Raw genomic sequence first — 15,598 nt, 5'->3', positions numbered from 1 at the left:
TGTCATGATTAAATCTAAAAATGTGTCTCTTAGACCAATTGAGTTACACGATGATATTTTATTACAAAAATTGATGAATGATCCTTTTGTGGCTGGAAATGTAACAGGATGGTCTTTTCCTGTATCTGTTTTTTCCCAAAATAATTGGATTCAGTCAAATACAAATAGTTCAAATTATCGCTTAATTATTGTAGATAATGAAACGAATGACGCAATTGGTATCACAGGGTTGTGGGACATTGATTGGCATAATCAGTCAGCGAATATGCCAATAAAAATCTTACCCGAAAAAAATAAAAAAGGCTTTGGTACAGAAGTCATTATGTTAACCATGGCATGGGCATTTTACAATGTCGGACTCAGACGTTTATATGGTCCAGTTTTAGACTTCAATGGGCCAAGTATGGGGGCTTATGTTAAAAAATGTGGTTGGAAGATTGAAGGTCGACAACGTGAAGCGATTTTTCGTAAGGGAGAATGGCATGATGTATACGATATAGCAATTCTTAAGCATGAATTTGATGCTCTACCTAATGTAGCTGAGTTTATTCATGCGGTATGTCCTGTAGATACCACACCTAATATCAATTCCCAAGATTATATTTAGGGAAAAAAATCATGCTAAATACTACATTTGAACCATGGCCAAGCTTCACAGTAGAAGAGGCAGATGCTGTTAAAGATCTGCTTCTTTCAAATAAAGTGAACTATTGGACTGGAAAAGAATGTCGAGAGTTTGAGAAAGAATTTACGCAATTTTCTCAAACTAAATATGCCGTAGCACTAGCGAATGGTACGGTAGCACTTGACGTTGCTTTAAAAGCTTTAAATATTGGTGCTGGAGATGATGTAATTGTTACATCCAGAACCTTTCTTGCATCTGCCAGCTGTATTGTTACAGCAGGTGCTAATCCTATTTTTGCAGATGTTGAGCTGGATTCTCAGAATATTTCTCGAAAGACCATTGACGCGGTATTAACTCCGAATACCAAAGCCATTATTTGTGTACATTTAGCGGGCTGGATGTGTGATATGGATCCAATCATGCAGTTGGCAGAAGAAAAAGGGTTATTTGTCATTGAAGATTGTGCTCAAGCACATGGTGCACAATATAAAGGAAAATCAGCGGGTTCGATTGGTCATATTGGGGCATGGTCTTTCTGTCAGGACAAAATTATGAGCACTGGTGGTGAAGGCGGGATGGTTACCACCAATGATGAGAACTTATGGGAAAAAATGTGGTCTTATAAAGACCATGGTAAAAATTATGACAGCATTTACCATAAACAACACCCACCTGGTTTCCATTGGGTACATGACTCTTTTGGAACCAATTGGCGCATGATGGAAATGCAGGCCGTGCTCGGGCGTATGCAACTGAAAAAAATGCCAATATGGACAAAAAAACGTACACAGAATGCGCAGCGTATATTGGCTGTATTTCAAAATAGTCGTTATTTCTCCGTACATTATCCAAACCAAGATTATGTACATGCCAACTATAAGTGCTATGTACAGGTGAATATTGAACAATTACCGGCAGGTTGGTCACGTGACCGTATTTTGAATGAAATAAATGCACAAGGTGTGCCATGCTTTATTGGCTCTTGTTCAGAAGTTTATTTAGAAAAAGCATTTGAAGGTACTATTTGGAGACCCAAAACACGCTTAGTGAACGCTCAACAATTAGGTGAAACCAGTTTAATGTTTTTGGTACATCCGACCTTAACAGAAGATAGTCTGACAAAAACTGTGAATGCTATTCAGCAGGTTATACAGATGATGAATGCAATAAAAAATTAAACCAATTAAGGTGATCCTCGACAAAAGATTGGATACATCGTTCTTTTAAAAATAATGGAATGTTAATTTTAGCGATATTAGATGGCTTCCTTGTACAGTATTATTGTTCTAGTCATGCAAATCGATTCAAATCATCGTTTGCCTACAGCGCAAAATTTTAGGGATTGCTTATCTGCAATTATTCAAGTCGCCGCGACTATTTAGATAGTCAACATTGCCTCTATTTGAATGAAAGAAGGTGAGTTGTACTAATGGGTAATATTGAATTAATTTAGTCATTGTATTCGTGGTTGGAAAACTAGCTCACACATAAACTATCACTTGGTATGTGATGCATTTGATTATGCAATGGTTCGCTAGGAAACTCTATCAGGTGTAATGCTTATGAGCTTGTGAAGCTGTGCTTCTCAGGCTTACGAGACTGTATTGTGATTTTAGAGTGCTATTACACAAGTAGCTGAATTAAAATAATATTTGTGCGTAGAGACTGTTGGGATGACAGTAACTAGAAGTTCCATTCATACATCAAAAGTTCATGTGGTACACGGCAGCGTATTGTCTACTTGCAAACGAACCAATGATATCTAGTTTGTATATATTGAGATTTACTACAATCGAATCAGACAACACTCTGAAAATAGTGAGTTAAGTTTGACAGCATTTCAACAAGAATATTTTAAGAATTTAGAGAGATTCTCTGTGGAGAGAATACTCTCCAGTTTAAATGAACCAGAATCTTTTGGTCTTGCGAGAGTAGCCCTTTCTACAATTGATTTTTTAGGATTTACGTCCAGATATTTTTTAATTTCTGCATTTAAGACCGTTTCAGTCCGCTCTTTAATCCGAGACTTCAGAGTAAAAGTTTAACCAGTGCGTAGTTGTCCAGATGGTAATTGTTTTAAAGTTGTTTAGAACTCAAAGTTGTAATTTGTCATGATTTTTCATTAATCTCTGATTAATTTAATAAAATAATTCTATTTTTTGATGAATATCTCAATTTAATTAAAAACAAATATTAATTTATCAAATTTACCAATTTTTGGGGATTTATTTACATTTATGGTGATTTTATAGTTGTGCTATGCCATTCGTTTGCTTGATCGAGAAGGTCTGCTTTGAGACTTAAAGTGTGCTTAGTGAATGCTCAATATCTAAGTGAAAAAATTAATGTTCTTGGTACATATCTCTCTTAAGTGAAGAGAGATGTAAAAACTGTGAATGCGATTAAGAAGATTGTGCAGGCGATTGATGCAATAAAAAGTTAAACCATGTAAGGACAAAAGTCCCCATGAGGATATGCCATTTCAACATGCATTTTTATTGATATAAAAATGGGCACAAAGATAAAGATGCAATCCTGTAAAGAGGATCATCATTGTGAAAAATATAATCCATCAATTTGCTGCACAACCAAGAATATATAAGCAAATTTTTTTAAGTTTTTTGGACTTATTGGCTTTCCCTGTAATTTTATGGTTGTGCTATGTGATTCGTTTATTTGATCCTGAAACTCCAATTATTTCAGATGCGACATATGGCATTCTCTTGATCAGTTTTATTGCAGTCTTAAGTTTGATGATCACAGGAGTTTATCGTTTTATTGTCCATACTTTTGAAGAAATCCTGATATGGAAGTTAGCACTTGCTGTCGCGATGACGATGATAGCCTTATATGTACTGCGTTCAAGTACTGCAACATTTGTACCGATGTCTGTCCCATTTATATTCGGATTTATGATGTTTACATGGGTCTGGTTGAGTCGAGTATATATTCGTTTTTTAGTTAGAGCCTCATATTGTGCTGAAATTGGCAGTAAAAGAGTTGCAATTTATGGTGCAGGTGCAGCTGGTCAGCAAATTGAGGCGGCACTTAAATGTTCAGGTCAGTATCTACCTGTATTCTTTATTGATGATGATCCATCCTTACAAGGAAGAATTATTGGCAGCATACCTGTTTATCCAGTTGCTCAAGCATTACAACGGTTGAAAAAAGATCGAATCGACGAAATTTTATTGGCACTTCCTTCAGTGGAGCGTGTAAGAAAAGCAGAGATTATTCATGAGCTTGAGCCTTGTAATTTAAAAATTACGGCACTACCGGGTTTGACCCAGTTGGTTCATGGTGAAATTACAGTTTCTGATATTCAGGAAGTGGATATTATTGATTTGTTAGGGCGTGATCCTATTCCCCCGATTTCGCATTTATTGACCAAGAATATTGAAAATAAAGTTGTGATGGTGACAGGTGCAGGTGGGTCTATTGGATCTGAATTATGTCGTCAAATTGTTAAGAATAAGCCGAAAGCGCTAGTTCTTTATGAACTGAACGAATTCGCACTGTATAACATTGATCAAGAATTACACTCGAGCTGTGATGTGACAATCATTCCTGTTTTGGGTTCTGTGCGGAATCAAGCCAAATTAGAGTATGAGATTGAACAGTATGGTGTTCAAACGGTTTACCATGCAGCAGCATACAAGCATGTGCCTCTAGTTGAATGTAATCCGCTTGCTGGATTGAAAAATAATGCGATTGGTACGGCATGTAGTCTCAATGCAGCAGTAAAAAAAGGGGTAGAAACATTTGTATTAATTTCGACAGATAAAGCGGTTCGACCAACCAATGTGATGGGGGCTTCGAAGCGGATGGCAGAGCTATATTGTCAATCTGTCGCTGCAATACAAAAAAATACACATATCAGTATTGTTCGATTTGGTAATGTTTTAGGGTCTTCAGGTTCAGTAGTCCCTTTATTTAAACAGCAAATTGCCAAAGGGGGCCCCATTACTGTGACTCATCCAGAAGTTACGCGTTACTTTATGACAATTCCTGAAGCCTCGCAATTGGTGATTCAGGCGGGTGCATTGGGGCAAGGTGGAGATGTCTTCCTATTGGATATGGGGGAACCTGTATGCATTCAGAATTTGGCACGACAAATGATTAAACTAAGTGGTTTCACTGTGCGAGAAACTGGGTCGTTGAGTGGTGATATTGAAATCATCTATAGTGGCTTACGTCCAGGAGAGAAACTGTATGAGGAACTGTTGATTGACCAAGAGAATACAGAGTATACAGAGCATGCGCGGATTCGCCGTTCTTTTGAAAAAGATTATCCCTTACAAGAAATACTAATAGTCTTTGATAGAATAAATCAAATGGATGCAGCAAAACCAGATATAGATTGGTTGTTGACTCAACTTGAGCATTATGTCGATGGGTATAAACGGGGTAATCAAGTTATAATTAACTAAATTATAGAGATTTGCTTGATGAGTATAATTTCGATATTACAGGATTTATTTGATAGCTTAATTTAGGGCTTACTGAAAGTTTTGCAAGGAAAAAATATGGCTAAAATTTTAGTCACAGGTGGAGCTGGTTATATCGGCTCACATACCTGTGTTGAGTTATTAACCGCGGGTCATGAAGTTGTGGTTTTGGATAATCTCTCAAATAGTTCGGTTGAATCCTTAACGCGGGTACAACAACTATCTGGAAAATCTCTCGATTTTATTGAGGGAGATATTCGAGATGGCGAAACGCTTGATCAAGTCTTTGCACAGCATGCGATTGATGCGGTAATTCATTTCGCCGGCTTAAAAGCAGTAGGTGAAAGCCAGCAGATTCCTTTGACTTATTTTGATAATAACATTTCAGGGAGTCTGAATTTGGTCAAAGCCATGGAACGTGCTGGCGTATTTAAGTTGGTGTTTAGTTCTTCTGCGACCGTTTATGATGAGGCAAATGTTTCACCATTGAATGAAAAGATGCCGACGGGTATGCCATCCAACAATTATGGTTATACCAAACTGATTGTTGAACAAATGCTACAAAAGCTAAGTGTTGCAGATGAGCGTTGGTCAATTGCTTTGTTGCGTTACTTTAACCCTGTAGGCGCGCATAAAAGTGGTCGCATTGGTGAAGATCCACAAGGAATTCCAAATAATTTGATGCCTTATGTGACGCAGGTGGCCGTTGGGCGTCGTGAAAAATTATCTATTTTTGGTCAAGATTACGATACCGTTGATGGTACAGGTGTTCGTGATTATATCCATGTGGTGGATTTAGCCAATGCACATCTTTGTGCCTTAAATAATCGCTTATCCGCGACAGGCTGTCGGGCATGGAATATTGGTACGGGGCAAGGTGCCTCAGTTTTGCAAATTAAAAATACCTTTGAGCAAGTCAATGGGATTGCGATTGCATTTGAATTTGCACCACGACGTGAGGGGGATGTTGCCACCTCATTCGCAGACAATACTCGTGCAGTGACAGAGTTGAACTGGCAGCCGCAATATGGGCTTCAGGATATGCTCGCTGACAGTTGGAACTGGCAGAAGCAAAATCCAAAGGGCTATGGTCAATAACTATAGTTTAAGTGATTGATCGTGTAGTAAGCCTTTTGCCAATTTTGATAAAAGGCTTCTCATAAAAATAATAAAGAAGATTTGAAATCAATAGGGTTAAAATAATAGTAAGCAAGATAGTTGTATAAGAATTTAAGTTAAAAAAGCGAGTAATATAGAGAAAAACGACAGGATGTATTAAATATATGCCATAGGTTGCTTCCCCAATATTCGATAGAAGTTTTGAAAGACTTAAGGGGATTGTAATGACTTCTAGCTTATAAAAACCAAGTGTTAAGGTCACTGCTGCAATAGAGAAAATAATACGATTAAAATTTGTGACAATTTCAATCTGATCTCCGCTAACAGGATAAAACCAAAGAAGGCAGATTGATATGAAAATAAGCAGAGGTGCAATACGTTTCATTGTCAATTCTTTAAAATTGTAATATAACGCTAAGCCACTAAAATATAAAAATAAATTATTAAATGGATTAATGTAAATTTTCCACTGCTGTGCGAGTGTTAAATGATGATCAAGGGCGAAAAATGCGAAATATATTCCGATTATAACCGCCCCTAAGAGTGCTAAATTACCGAATAATTTTCGTTTATTGTAAAGTAGAATCAGTATAGGTGTGAAAGCATAGTAAACACATTCATTGCCTATGCTCCATGCCCCCACATTAATATATTCACTGGGTGCTAAAAATCCATATAACAGTGTTATGTTTAATATGAATTTAGATAAATCAAAATAGTGCGTGAGATAAAATTGATCGATGCTAATAATGATAATCACAATCCAGAGGAGTGGGAGTAATCTAAATAAGCGGCGGATGAAAAATATAAAGGAAGATTTATAATTGTGGAAAAAATGATTATACACAATCCCCATACTTAGCCCAGAAAGTACAAAAAAGATCGAAACACCATAAATACCTAAATTACCTAAGAGGCTGCCTGCTTGAGGGTGCCACAATGTCCAACTGATAAGGTGATAAATCATGATGGCACAGGCGGTTACACCCCTTAACCAATCAAGGGTTTCATATCGTTTCATATGTATTTTCTAATCAAGAATGAACGAAGCCATGTGTTGACTCCGTTCAAAAGAAATTATGATTGAATTAACTGAGTTAATTCACGCACGTAAGTTTGCATCGGCTTCGGATTTTGATCTAAACGACTTTCAATATTCAGGCGAAGCAAAGGTTCTGTATTGGATGCACGCACGTTAAAACGCCAAGTGCCAAAATCTAAGCTTACCCCATCGGTGCGATCAATCTCAGGGTTCTGATCGGCAAAATGGTCAAACAGTTTTTGAATGGTGGCTTGAGTATCCGCAACTTTAAAGTTGATTTCACCACTACATGGAAACTTGGTAATCATATCTTCAACCAAGCTAGATAAAGATTGCTGTGTTTCAGATAAAACGCTAATCGCCAGTAACCATGGGATCATGCCGCTATCGCAATAAGCAAAATCACGGAAATAGTGATGGGCACTCATTTCCCCGCCATAAACCGCATTATGTTCGCGCATAACATCTTTAATAAAGGCATGACCTGATTTAGACTGTACGGTAATACCTTGATATTGATTAACAATATCTAAAGTATTCCAGACCAAACGTGGATCATGCACAATTTTTTCATTGGCTTGTTTTAACAGGAAGGCTTGTGCCAGTAAGCCGACAATATAATAGCCTTCAATGAATTGCCCTTTTTCATCAAAGAGGAAACAGCGGTCAAAATCGCCATCCCAAGCAATGCCCATATCTGCCTGATGTTCTAGTACTGCATGACGAGTGCTATCACGATTTTCAACTAAAATCGGATTTGGAATACCATTTGGGAATGTGCCATCGGCTTCATGATGAATTTTGATAAATTCTACGGGAACTTGCAGTTGATTGAACTTTTGCTCTAGTGCATCAATCACATGTCCTGCTGCACCATTGCCCGCATTGACCACCAGTTTGAGGGGACGAATTTTTTCAGGGTGAATGTAGGTGAGGAGATGGTCGATAAATTCAGGCAGAATATTATAACTTTCGACTGTACCTTTGTGCTCAACGGTTTTAAATGTGTCCAATTCAGCAAGCGCTTGAATGTCTTTCAAACCTGTGTCAGCACTGATTGGACGTGCATTTTCACGTACCAGTTTCATGCCATTATAATCCATCGGATTGTGACTGGCCGTGATTTCAATACCCCCTTGTACATCAAGATGGAAGGCACCGAAATAAACCTCTTCAGTTCCAGTCATCCCCAAATCAAGAACATTGACACCAGCATCGATGAGTCCTTGGATGGTGGCTTGTTTTAAGCCTTCGCTGCTCAGACGGATATCGCAACCAATTACCACTGTTTTAGGTTGATAGATTTGCCCATAGGCACGGCCAATTTTATAGGCAATCTCTTCATTCAATTCTGTGCCGAGTTTGCCTCGAATATCGTATGCTTTAAAACAGGTCAGGGTGGTCATTTTTTAACTCTTGATCATTGTATAAAAAAGGCCCGATATTCGAGCCTTTGGTTTTATTCTACAGTCACACTTTTGGCTAAGTTTCGAGGTTGGTCTACATCGGTACCACGTAATACTGCAACATGATAAGACAGTAGCTGCACCGGTACGCTATACACGATTGGCGCTAAGGTTGCACTGATACTCGGCACACTCACTACGTGTTGGCGTTCTTTACTGTGAATACCGCTGTGCTCATCCGCAAAGACAAACAGCTCACCTCCACGTGCCTGAACTTCTTCCATATTGGATTTTAATTTATCCAACATGTCATCTTGTGGCGCAAGAATAACCACAGGCATGTCATTGTCAACCAAAGCCAATGGGCCATGCTTAAGTTCGCCAGCAGCATAACCTTCAGCGTGAATATAAGAAATTTCTTTCAGTTTGAGCGCGCCTTCTAAGGCAATCGGGAAGTGAGTGCCACGACCAAGGAATAAGCAGTGTTGTTTTTCTACAAACAATTCTGAAAGTCGCAAAATAGCCACGTTATTTTGCAGGGTATCCAGAACAACCTTAGGCAAGTGCCATAATTCTGCTGCGATGCTTTGAATTTGATGTTCTGAAATGGTTTGCTTGATTTGACCAATTTTTAAAATCAGTAACATCAATGCGGCCAATTGCGTGGTGAAGGCTTTGGTCGAAGCAACTCCAATTTCAGGGCCTGCCAAGGTCAATAAGCTGTGGCTGGTCTCACGGATCATTGATGAAGTGGCCACATTACAAATCGCCATGGTGACAATATTAATGTTCTTTGTTGCGGCACGTTTTTGGGTATCGCGTAATGCAGCTAAAGTATCTGCGGTTTCACCCGATTGCGAAATACACAAGTAAAGTGTGTTATTCACAATCACAGGGGTGCGATAACGGAACTCACTGGCAATTTCAACCTGACAAGGCACATCAATGAGCTGTTCAAACCAGTATTTGGCAATCATGCCGGCATGGTAACTGGTCCCACAAGCCAGGATTTGCACTTGTTGGATGTTCGCAAAATCCGCTTCAGCATGTTGTAAGAAGTCTGCACGTAAGGCATTGCCATCTAAGGCTTGAGAAATAGTTTGTTGCAATGCTTCAGGCTGTTCGTAGATTTCTTTCAGCATGTAATGCTTGAATTCACCTTTCGAGGCATTGCTGACCGTTGCATCCAGTTCTTTGACAGGACGTTGTACCAATTGCCCATTCACAAATACTTCAATTTTGTCGCGTGTTAAGCGGGCAATATCACCTTCTTCAAGGTAAATAAAACGGTTGGTAATTGGCAATAAAGCCAACTGATCCGAGCTAATGAAGTTTTCACCAATACCCACACCAATCACCAGTGGTGAGCCTTCACGTACCGTAATCAGTTCATCAGGATAATCTGTGTGAATAATTCCCAGTGCATAGGCACCTTTAAGCTGAGGAACCACACTTTGTACGGCTTCTAACAGGCTAGAGGTCGATTTCAAAGCATCATGTACCAGATGCGCTACGACTTCGGTATCGGTTTGCGAAGTAAAGATATAACCCAAAGCTTCAAGATCATCTTTCAATTCTTGATAGTTTTCGATAATACCGTTATGTACGATAGCGACCTGACCTGAGACATGCGGATGGGCATTATTTTCAGTCGGTTTCCCATGGGTTGCCCAACGGGTATGCGCAATTCCAAGTGAACCTGAGACTAATGATTCATTTACAGCTTGTTCAAGGTTGGCAACTTTACCGACGCGACGTTCACGTAAAATCGCATCATGATTTACCAGCGCTAAGCCTGCCGAATCATAACCACGATATTCCAGTCGCTTTAAACCTTCAATTAAAATATTGGTAATACTACGTTCTGCAACGCCACCGACAATACCACACATAGGAATATCCTCTTATTTCTTCAATTTTTGTGGACGTTGATAGTTTTCTTTGACTATCTGCTTTGAACGTTCAAAGGCTAAGTTGTGATCTTCAACATCACGAGTAATCACCGAACCAGCGCCGACAGTGGCACCATGACCAATGCGTACAGGGGCGACCAGTGAACTGTTCGAGCCAATAAAGGCAGCGTCACCAATAATGGTTTTGAATTTGTTGGCACCGTCATAATTACAGGTAATGGTTCCTGCGCCAATATTTGAATTTTCACCAATTTCGGCATCGCCTAAATAAGTAAAATGATTGGCTTTAGAACCCAGACCAATACTTGAGTTTTTCACTTCAACAAAATTACCAATATGGACTTCATTGGCGAGTTTCGCACCTGGACGTAAACGCGCAAAAGGTCCAATCTGGGTATCTTCACCAACAATGGCTTGATCGAAAATGCTATATGGCTGTACCTTGGTGCCTGCGGCAATTTTGGTGTTTTTAATTACACAACCTGCGCCAATTTCAACAGAATCACCAAATTCACAATCACCTTCAATGATCACGTTAATATCGATCCGTACATCTTGACCAACTTTAAGCTTGCCGCGTAAATCAAAACGACTCGGGTCAATCAAATGCACGCCTTGCTGCATTAATTTTCTGGCTTGGAAGTTTTGAAATTGACGTTCTAATGCCGCAAGTTGAATGCGGTCATTCACGCCTTCCACTTCAAATGCCATTTCAGGCTCAACGGAAGTAACTTCAAGACCATCGGCCAGTGCCATCGCGACAATATCAGTGAGGTAGTATTCACCCTGCGCATTGTTATTGGTGAGCTGTGGTAGCCATTGATGCAACTTGGCATTACTTACGCAATAGATGCCTGTATTGATTTCACGAATCTGGTGTTGTTGTTGGTTGGCATCTTTGTGTTCAACAATGGCTTGAATTTGGCCATCTTTACGCACAATGCGTCCATAGCCTGTGGCATCGTCAAGCGTTAAGGTGACCAGACCAATCCCTGTTTCACGTGAGGCATCGAGCAGTTTTTGTAATGTTGTGGGTGTGATACACGGGACATCACCAGACAGAATCAGAGAAATGCCGTCTTGTGGCAGTACAGGTAAGGTCATTTGGACGGCATGACCCGTACCCAGTTGTTCCGCTTGTTCTACCCATTGTATATGTTCATGGTTAAAGTGTTGTTGTACTTGTTCACCCCCATGCCCATAGATGGTGATGATGTGCTCGGCATTGAGTTGCTTTGCCGTTTCAATCACATGTCCAAGTAAGGGGCGTCCTGCTAAAGGTTGTAACACTTTGGGGAGTTGGGAACGCATTCGGGTTCCTTTACCTGCAGCAAGAATAATCACAGAAGTTGTCATAACACACCTTACAAGCTGACTTTAAGCCAGAGAAATATTGAGGTATATAAAAATACAGAGCGCTGCCCAAAGCCCCGCAATAATGTCATCGAGCATAATGCCAAATCCGCCGTGGACTTGGCGGTCAATGACGCGAATCGGCCATGGCTTCCACACATCAAACAGGCGAAACAGCAAGAAACCGATCAATGCAGAGAAGACACTCATTTGTCCGAAATAGATCAGCGGCAATAAGGTAATGGATTGACCTGCAAATTCATCCCAGACAATGCGTCCATCATCATGCACACCCATTATTTTGGCAGTTTGACCGCAAATATAGATGCCGATCAGCGACATGAAGATGATGGCGTATATGGAGTTGAGAAAGCCTAAATTCAACCACAATGGAATAAAAAGCAGGGCAAAAGCCGAACCAAATGTGCCTGGTGCTTTGGGTAATAAACCAGAGCCAAAACCGACACCACAAAAGACAATACAGCGGTTCGACCAAGACATATGGTTAAACTGAATTGGAGGTTTATGCAAAGTGTTGATACCCTTGAAATTGAAACGGATGATCTTTGCCATCTTTTTCAAATGTAAGCCCTGTTGATGTTGTAATGGTTCCAATTACCGTAATTTTTACATCTAATTGTTGTTGTAAAAGCCGTTGGTAATTTTGCGGACTGATTGTAAAGCATAACTCGTAGTCATCGCCACCTGCCAGTGCGTATTGCCATTGTTGTACTTGTGTTAAATGTTGCAGACTGACATCGATAGGAAGCTGTTCCAATTGTAGTCGAGCACCGACCTGCGATGCTTTGAGAATATGTCCAAGATCCTGTGCCAGTCCATCCGAGACATCTATCATGGCAGAGGCCACGCCTTTGAGCTGCTGTCCAAGCTGGCAGCGTGGGGTCGGGTAATCTAAACGTTGCTTTAAGGCGTGATTTGGATGTTGAAGTCCATAGGCTGCATCACCGACCTGACCACTGACGCAAACGTAGTCACCCACTTGAGCACCTGAGCGTTTTACCGCTTGTCCTGTGTCGACCCAACCGAGGGCAGTGACCGAAATGGTGAGATGCGGACTTTGGGTGGTATCACCACCAATTAAGCTTACGCCAAATTGATCGCAGCAATCATAGAGTCCCTGACTAAAGTCTTTTAGCCAGTCATGATCAATTTGGGGTAGGCTCAATGCCAATAAGATGCTGTGCGGTTTGGCACCCATTGCAGCGATATCAGAAAGATTCACGGCAACCGATTTCCAGCCAATCGCATGAGCGGGAGTATCGAGAGGAAAATGTCGTCCTGCAATTAAGGTGTCTGTGCAGATCACCAATTGTTGCTGCGGAGGAGGGGTAAGTAGGGCTGAGTCATCGCCGACGCCTAAATCAACCGAATAGTTATGCGCTCGATTAAAATAGGTCTCAATAATTGAAAACTCAGCCATACTACTTACTACACGTCTTATTGTGCTTGTTGCTTTTCTGCTGCACGAAGGCTGTTGGCTAAACGGTCCAATACACCATTGATGTATTTATGACTGTCTGCGCCACCAAAGTGTTTCGCAAGCTCAATCGCTTCATCTAAAACCACGCGATACGGGATTTCAAGATGTTCTTTCAATTCGTAAGCACCTAAACGTAGTGTTGCAAGTTCAACACCGTCTAGTGCTTCGATTTGGCGATCTAGCACAGGAATAAGAAGCGCATCCAAAGCGTCATGATTGGCAACCACTTGAGTCAGCAATTCATGATAATAGCTTAGGTCCACTTTATGCATGGCATTTTCAACACGCGTACGTGCTTCAATTTCATGCACTGGGTTGCGGCTCATTTGCCATTCATAAATGCCTTGTACAGCAAAACGACGTGCTTTACGTTTTGCAGCATAAGCGGCTTGAAGTGTTTGCGACATGCTTTAAATAGCCTTTAACAAGTTAACCATTTCAATTGCAGTAAGGGCAGCTTCACTACCTTTATTACCTGCTTTTGTTCCAGAGCGTTCAATCGCTTGTTCAATGCTGTCCGTAGTCAATACACCATTAATCACTGGTAAGCCAGTGTCTAAGCCTACAACGCCTAAGCCTTTGGCACATTCACCTGCGACAAAGTCAAAGTGTGGCGTGCTGCCACGAATCACTGCACCTAGTGCGATGATGGCATCAAAGCGATCAGAAGCTGCCAGTTTTTTTGCAACCACTGGCAGTTCCCATGCACCTGGTGCATGAACAACAGTGATATTATCCTCTGATACACCATGACGTTTCAATGTATCAATTGCACCTTCTAGTAAGTGTTCAACCACAAAGCTATTGAAACGACCCACTAAAATCGCGTAACGGCCTTCGCTCGCGAGATGTAATAAACCTTCAATTCGGCGAATCGCCATAGCAACCTCGATTATTTCGTTAATGTTTGTTGAGCAGTGACATATTCTACCACTTCAAGATTAAAACCTGATAATGCATTGAAACGTAGCGGCGAACTGAGCAGCTTCATTTTTTCAACGCCTAAATCACGTAAAATTTGTGCACCCACCCCAATGGTTTGGTATTGCTGAGACAATGCTGCACTGGATTTGGTTTTCTTCGGTGCTGTTAAACTGTCTAATGCAGGACCTAGGTCTTGTAGGTGACGTTGACCAATCCACACCAGTACACCACGATCACTTTGTGCAATTTCTTTTAATGCACGGTCTAGGTTCCAAGCAGGTTCGCCATCTTGCTTATTGAGTTTAAGCAAGTCACGGGTCGGATTAAAACCATGTACACGAACTGTAGTGATGCCATCTTTTGGCTCACCTTTAACCAAAGCCAAATGAATATCTGGATTCCCGATTTCACGATAACGGAACAGTTCAAATGTACCATATTCAGTGTCGATGGTTTCTTGACCTAAACGCTCGACCGTTTGTTCATTGGTCATGCGGTAATGGATCAGGTCAGCAATGGTCCCCATTTTAAGACCATGCTTTTCAGCGAAAATTTCTAAATCTGGGCGACGGGCCATAGTGCCGTCTTCTTTAATGATTTCACAAATCACTGAAGCGGGTTCTAAGCCTGCAATCCGTGCAAGGTCACAGCCTGCTTCGGTATGTCCCGCACGGTGCAGTACGCCACCGGGTTGAGCCATCAGCGGGAAGATATGTCCAGGTTGCACAATATCGCTAGGCTTGGCATGTGCAGCAACCGCTGTTTGAATGGTGTGTGCACGTTCAGCGGCGGAAATACCTGTGGTAATCCCTTCGGCTGCTTCAATTGACAGGGTGAAGTTGGTGGCATGTTGCGCACCGTTGGTATCGACCATTAAAGGTAAATTCAATTGCTGACAGCGCTCACGGCTTAAAGTTAAGCACACCAAACCACGCGCATGTGTAATCATGAAGTTAATGTCTTCTGGGCGGACGTGTGTCGCCGCAATGACCAAGTCACCTTCATTTTCACGGTCTTCATCATCCATCAGGATGACCATTTTCCCTGCACGGATATCTGCTACGAGCTCTTCAACGGTATTGAGCGGCATCAATCTTCACCTTTCTATTCGTCTGCAAATGACCAGAGTCTTTGCATTTTTGATTGTGGCATAGTCTAACGCTTTTTTAGACAGTTTGCCTATGCTTTTACTTTTCTGTACGTCGATTGTTATACACAGCCACGCGGGACTTTAAAAGAGTTGTGCCATTTAAAAATGAACAATCGG

General features: G+C 40.9%; 13 protein-coding genes and 1 pseudogene. 5 read left to right on the top strand and 9 right to left on the bottom strand.

Annotated features, from left to right (window positions below; translation table 11 throughout):
* Window positions 1-4 precede the first annotated feature (4 nt).
* The 5 genes and pseudogenes from M5E07_RS15720 (at window position 5) to galE (ending at window position 6,171) form a co-directional block, all read left to right on the top strand.
* Window positions 5-607, top strand: a complete 603-nt coding sequence (locus M5E07_RS15720) for a GNAT family N-acetyltransferase (protein ID WP_252220615.1) — start codon at window positions 5-7, stop codon at window positions 605-607.
* Between the two features lie 11 nt (window positions 608-618).
* The gene (locus M5E07_RS15715) at window positions 619-1,803 is read left to right on the top strand and encodes a DegT/DnrJ/EryC1/StrS family aminotransferase (protein ID WP_252220614.1); all 1,185 of its coding nucleotides are present in this window, start codon (window positions 619-621) and stop codon (window positions 1,801-1,803) included.
* Window positions 1,804-2,282: 479 nt separating this feature from the next.
* A pseudogene (locus tag M5E07_RS16415) lies at window positions 2,283-2,505 on the top strand (IS3 family transposase); the annotation flags it as partial.
* Between the two features lie 675 nt (window positions 2,506-3,180).
* Window positions 3,181-5,055: a polysaccharide biosynthesis protein gene (locus M5E07_RS15710; RefSeq protein ID WP_252220611.1), complete on the top strand. Its 1,875-nt coding sequence runs from the start codon at window positions 3,181-3,183 to the stop codon at window positions 5,053-5,055.
* Window positions 5,056-5,151: 96 nt separating this feature from the next.
* Window positions 5,152-6,171, top strand: a complete 1,020-nt coding sequence (gene galE, locus M5E07_RS15705; RefSeq protein WP_252220609.1) for a UDP-glucose 4-epimerase GalE — start codon at window positions 5,152-5,154, stop codon at window positions 6,169-6,171.
* Window positions 6,172-6,178: 7 nt separating this feature from the next.
* Here the strand turns inward: galE and M5E07_RS15700 are convergent, their stop codons facing one another.
* Genes M5E07_RS15700 through ribBA form a run of 9 tightly spaced genes read right to left on the bottom strand, consistent with a single transcriptional unit; the run spans window position 6,179 to window position 15,421 of the window.
* Entirely contained in the window at window positions 6,179-7,213 is a 1,035-nt protein-coding gene (locus M5E07_RS15700; protein ID WP_252220607.1) for an acyltransferase family protein, read from the bottom strand.
* Between the two features lie 56 nt (window positions 7,214-7,269).
* The gene (locus M5E07_RS15695) at window positions 7,270-8,640 is read right to left on the bottom strand and encodes a phosphohexomutase domain-containing protein (RefSeq protein ID WP_252220605.1); all 1,371 of its coding nucleotides are present in this window, start codon (window positions 8,638-8,640) and stop codon (window positions 7,270-7,272) included.
* A gap of 53 nt (window positions 8,641-8,693) precedes the next feature.
* Complete coding sequence (gene glmS, locus M5E07_RS15690) at window positions 8,694-10,532, bottom strand: glutamine--fructose-6-phosphate transaminase (isomerizing) (RefSeq protein ID WP_252220603.1); 1,839 nt, start codon at window positions 10,530-10,532, stop codon at window positions 8,694-8,696.
* A 12-nt stretch (window positions 10,533-10,544) separates the two neighbouring features.
* A complete protein-coding gene (glmU, locus tag M5E07_RS15685; protein WP_252220601.1) occupies window positions 10,545-11,909 on the bottom strand; it encodes a bifunctional UDP-N-acetylglucosamine diphosphorylase/glucosamine-1-phosphate N-acetyltransferase GlmU in 1,365 nt (454 codons plus the stop codon).
* Between the two features lie 21 nt (window positions 11,910-11,930).
* Window positions 11,931-12,479, bottom strand: a complete 549-nt coding sequence (locus tag M5E07_RS15680; RefSeq protein WP_252220599.1) for a phosphatidylglycerophosphatase A family protein — start codon at window positions 12,477-12,479, stop codon at window positions 11,931-11,933.
* A complete protein-coding gene (gene thiL / locus M5E07_RS15675) occupies window positions 12,430-13,347 on the bottom strand; it encodes a thiamine-phosphate kinase (protein ID WP_252220596.1) in 918 nt (305 codons plus the stop codon). The genes M5E07_RS15680 and thiL overlap by 50 nt, the downstream gene beginning before the upstream one ends.
* A 17-nt stretch (window positions 13,348-13,364) precedes the next feature.
* A complete protein-coding gene (nusB, locus tag M5E07_RS15670; RefSeq protein ID WP_116762674.1) occupies window positions 13,365-13,814 on the bottom strand; it encodes a transcription antitermination factor NusB in 450 nt (149 codons plus the stop codon).
* Window positions 13,815-13,817: 3 nt separating this feature from the next.
* Window positions 13,818-14,288 (bottom strand): 6,7-dimethyl-8-ribityllumazine synthase, encoded by a 471-nt coding sequence (ribH, locus tag M5E07_RS15665; RefSeq protein ID WP_016165653.1) that lies wholly within the window; start codon window positions 14,286-14,288, stop codon window positions 13,818-13,820.
* An 11-nt stretch (window positions 14,289-14,299) separates the two neighbouring features.
* Window positions 14,300-15,421, bottom strand: a complete 1,122-nt coding sequence (ribBA, locus tag M5E07_RS15660; RefSeq protein ID WP_252220594.1) for a bifunctional 3,4-dihydroxy-2-butanone-4-phosphate synthase/GTP cyclohydrolase II — start codon at window positions 15,419-15,421, stop codon at window positions 14,300-14,302.
* Window positions 15,422-15,598: the final 177 nt, after the last annotated feature.

This window comes from Acinetobacter tibetensis, from assembly GCF_023824315.1.
GTDB classification, from domain to species: Bacteria; Pseudomonadota; Gammaproteobacteria; order Pseudomonadales; family Moraxellaceae; genus Acinetobacter; species Acinetobacter tibetensis.
This window is presented reverse-complemented; position numbering and strand designations above follow the sequence as displayed.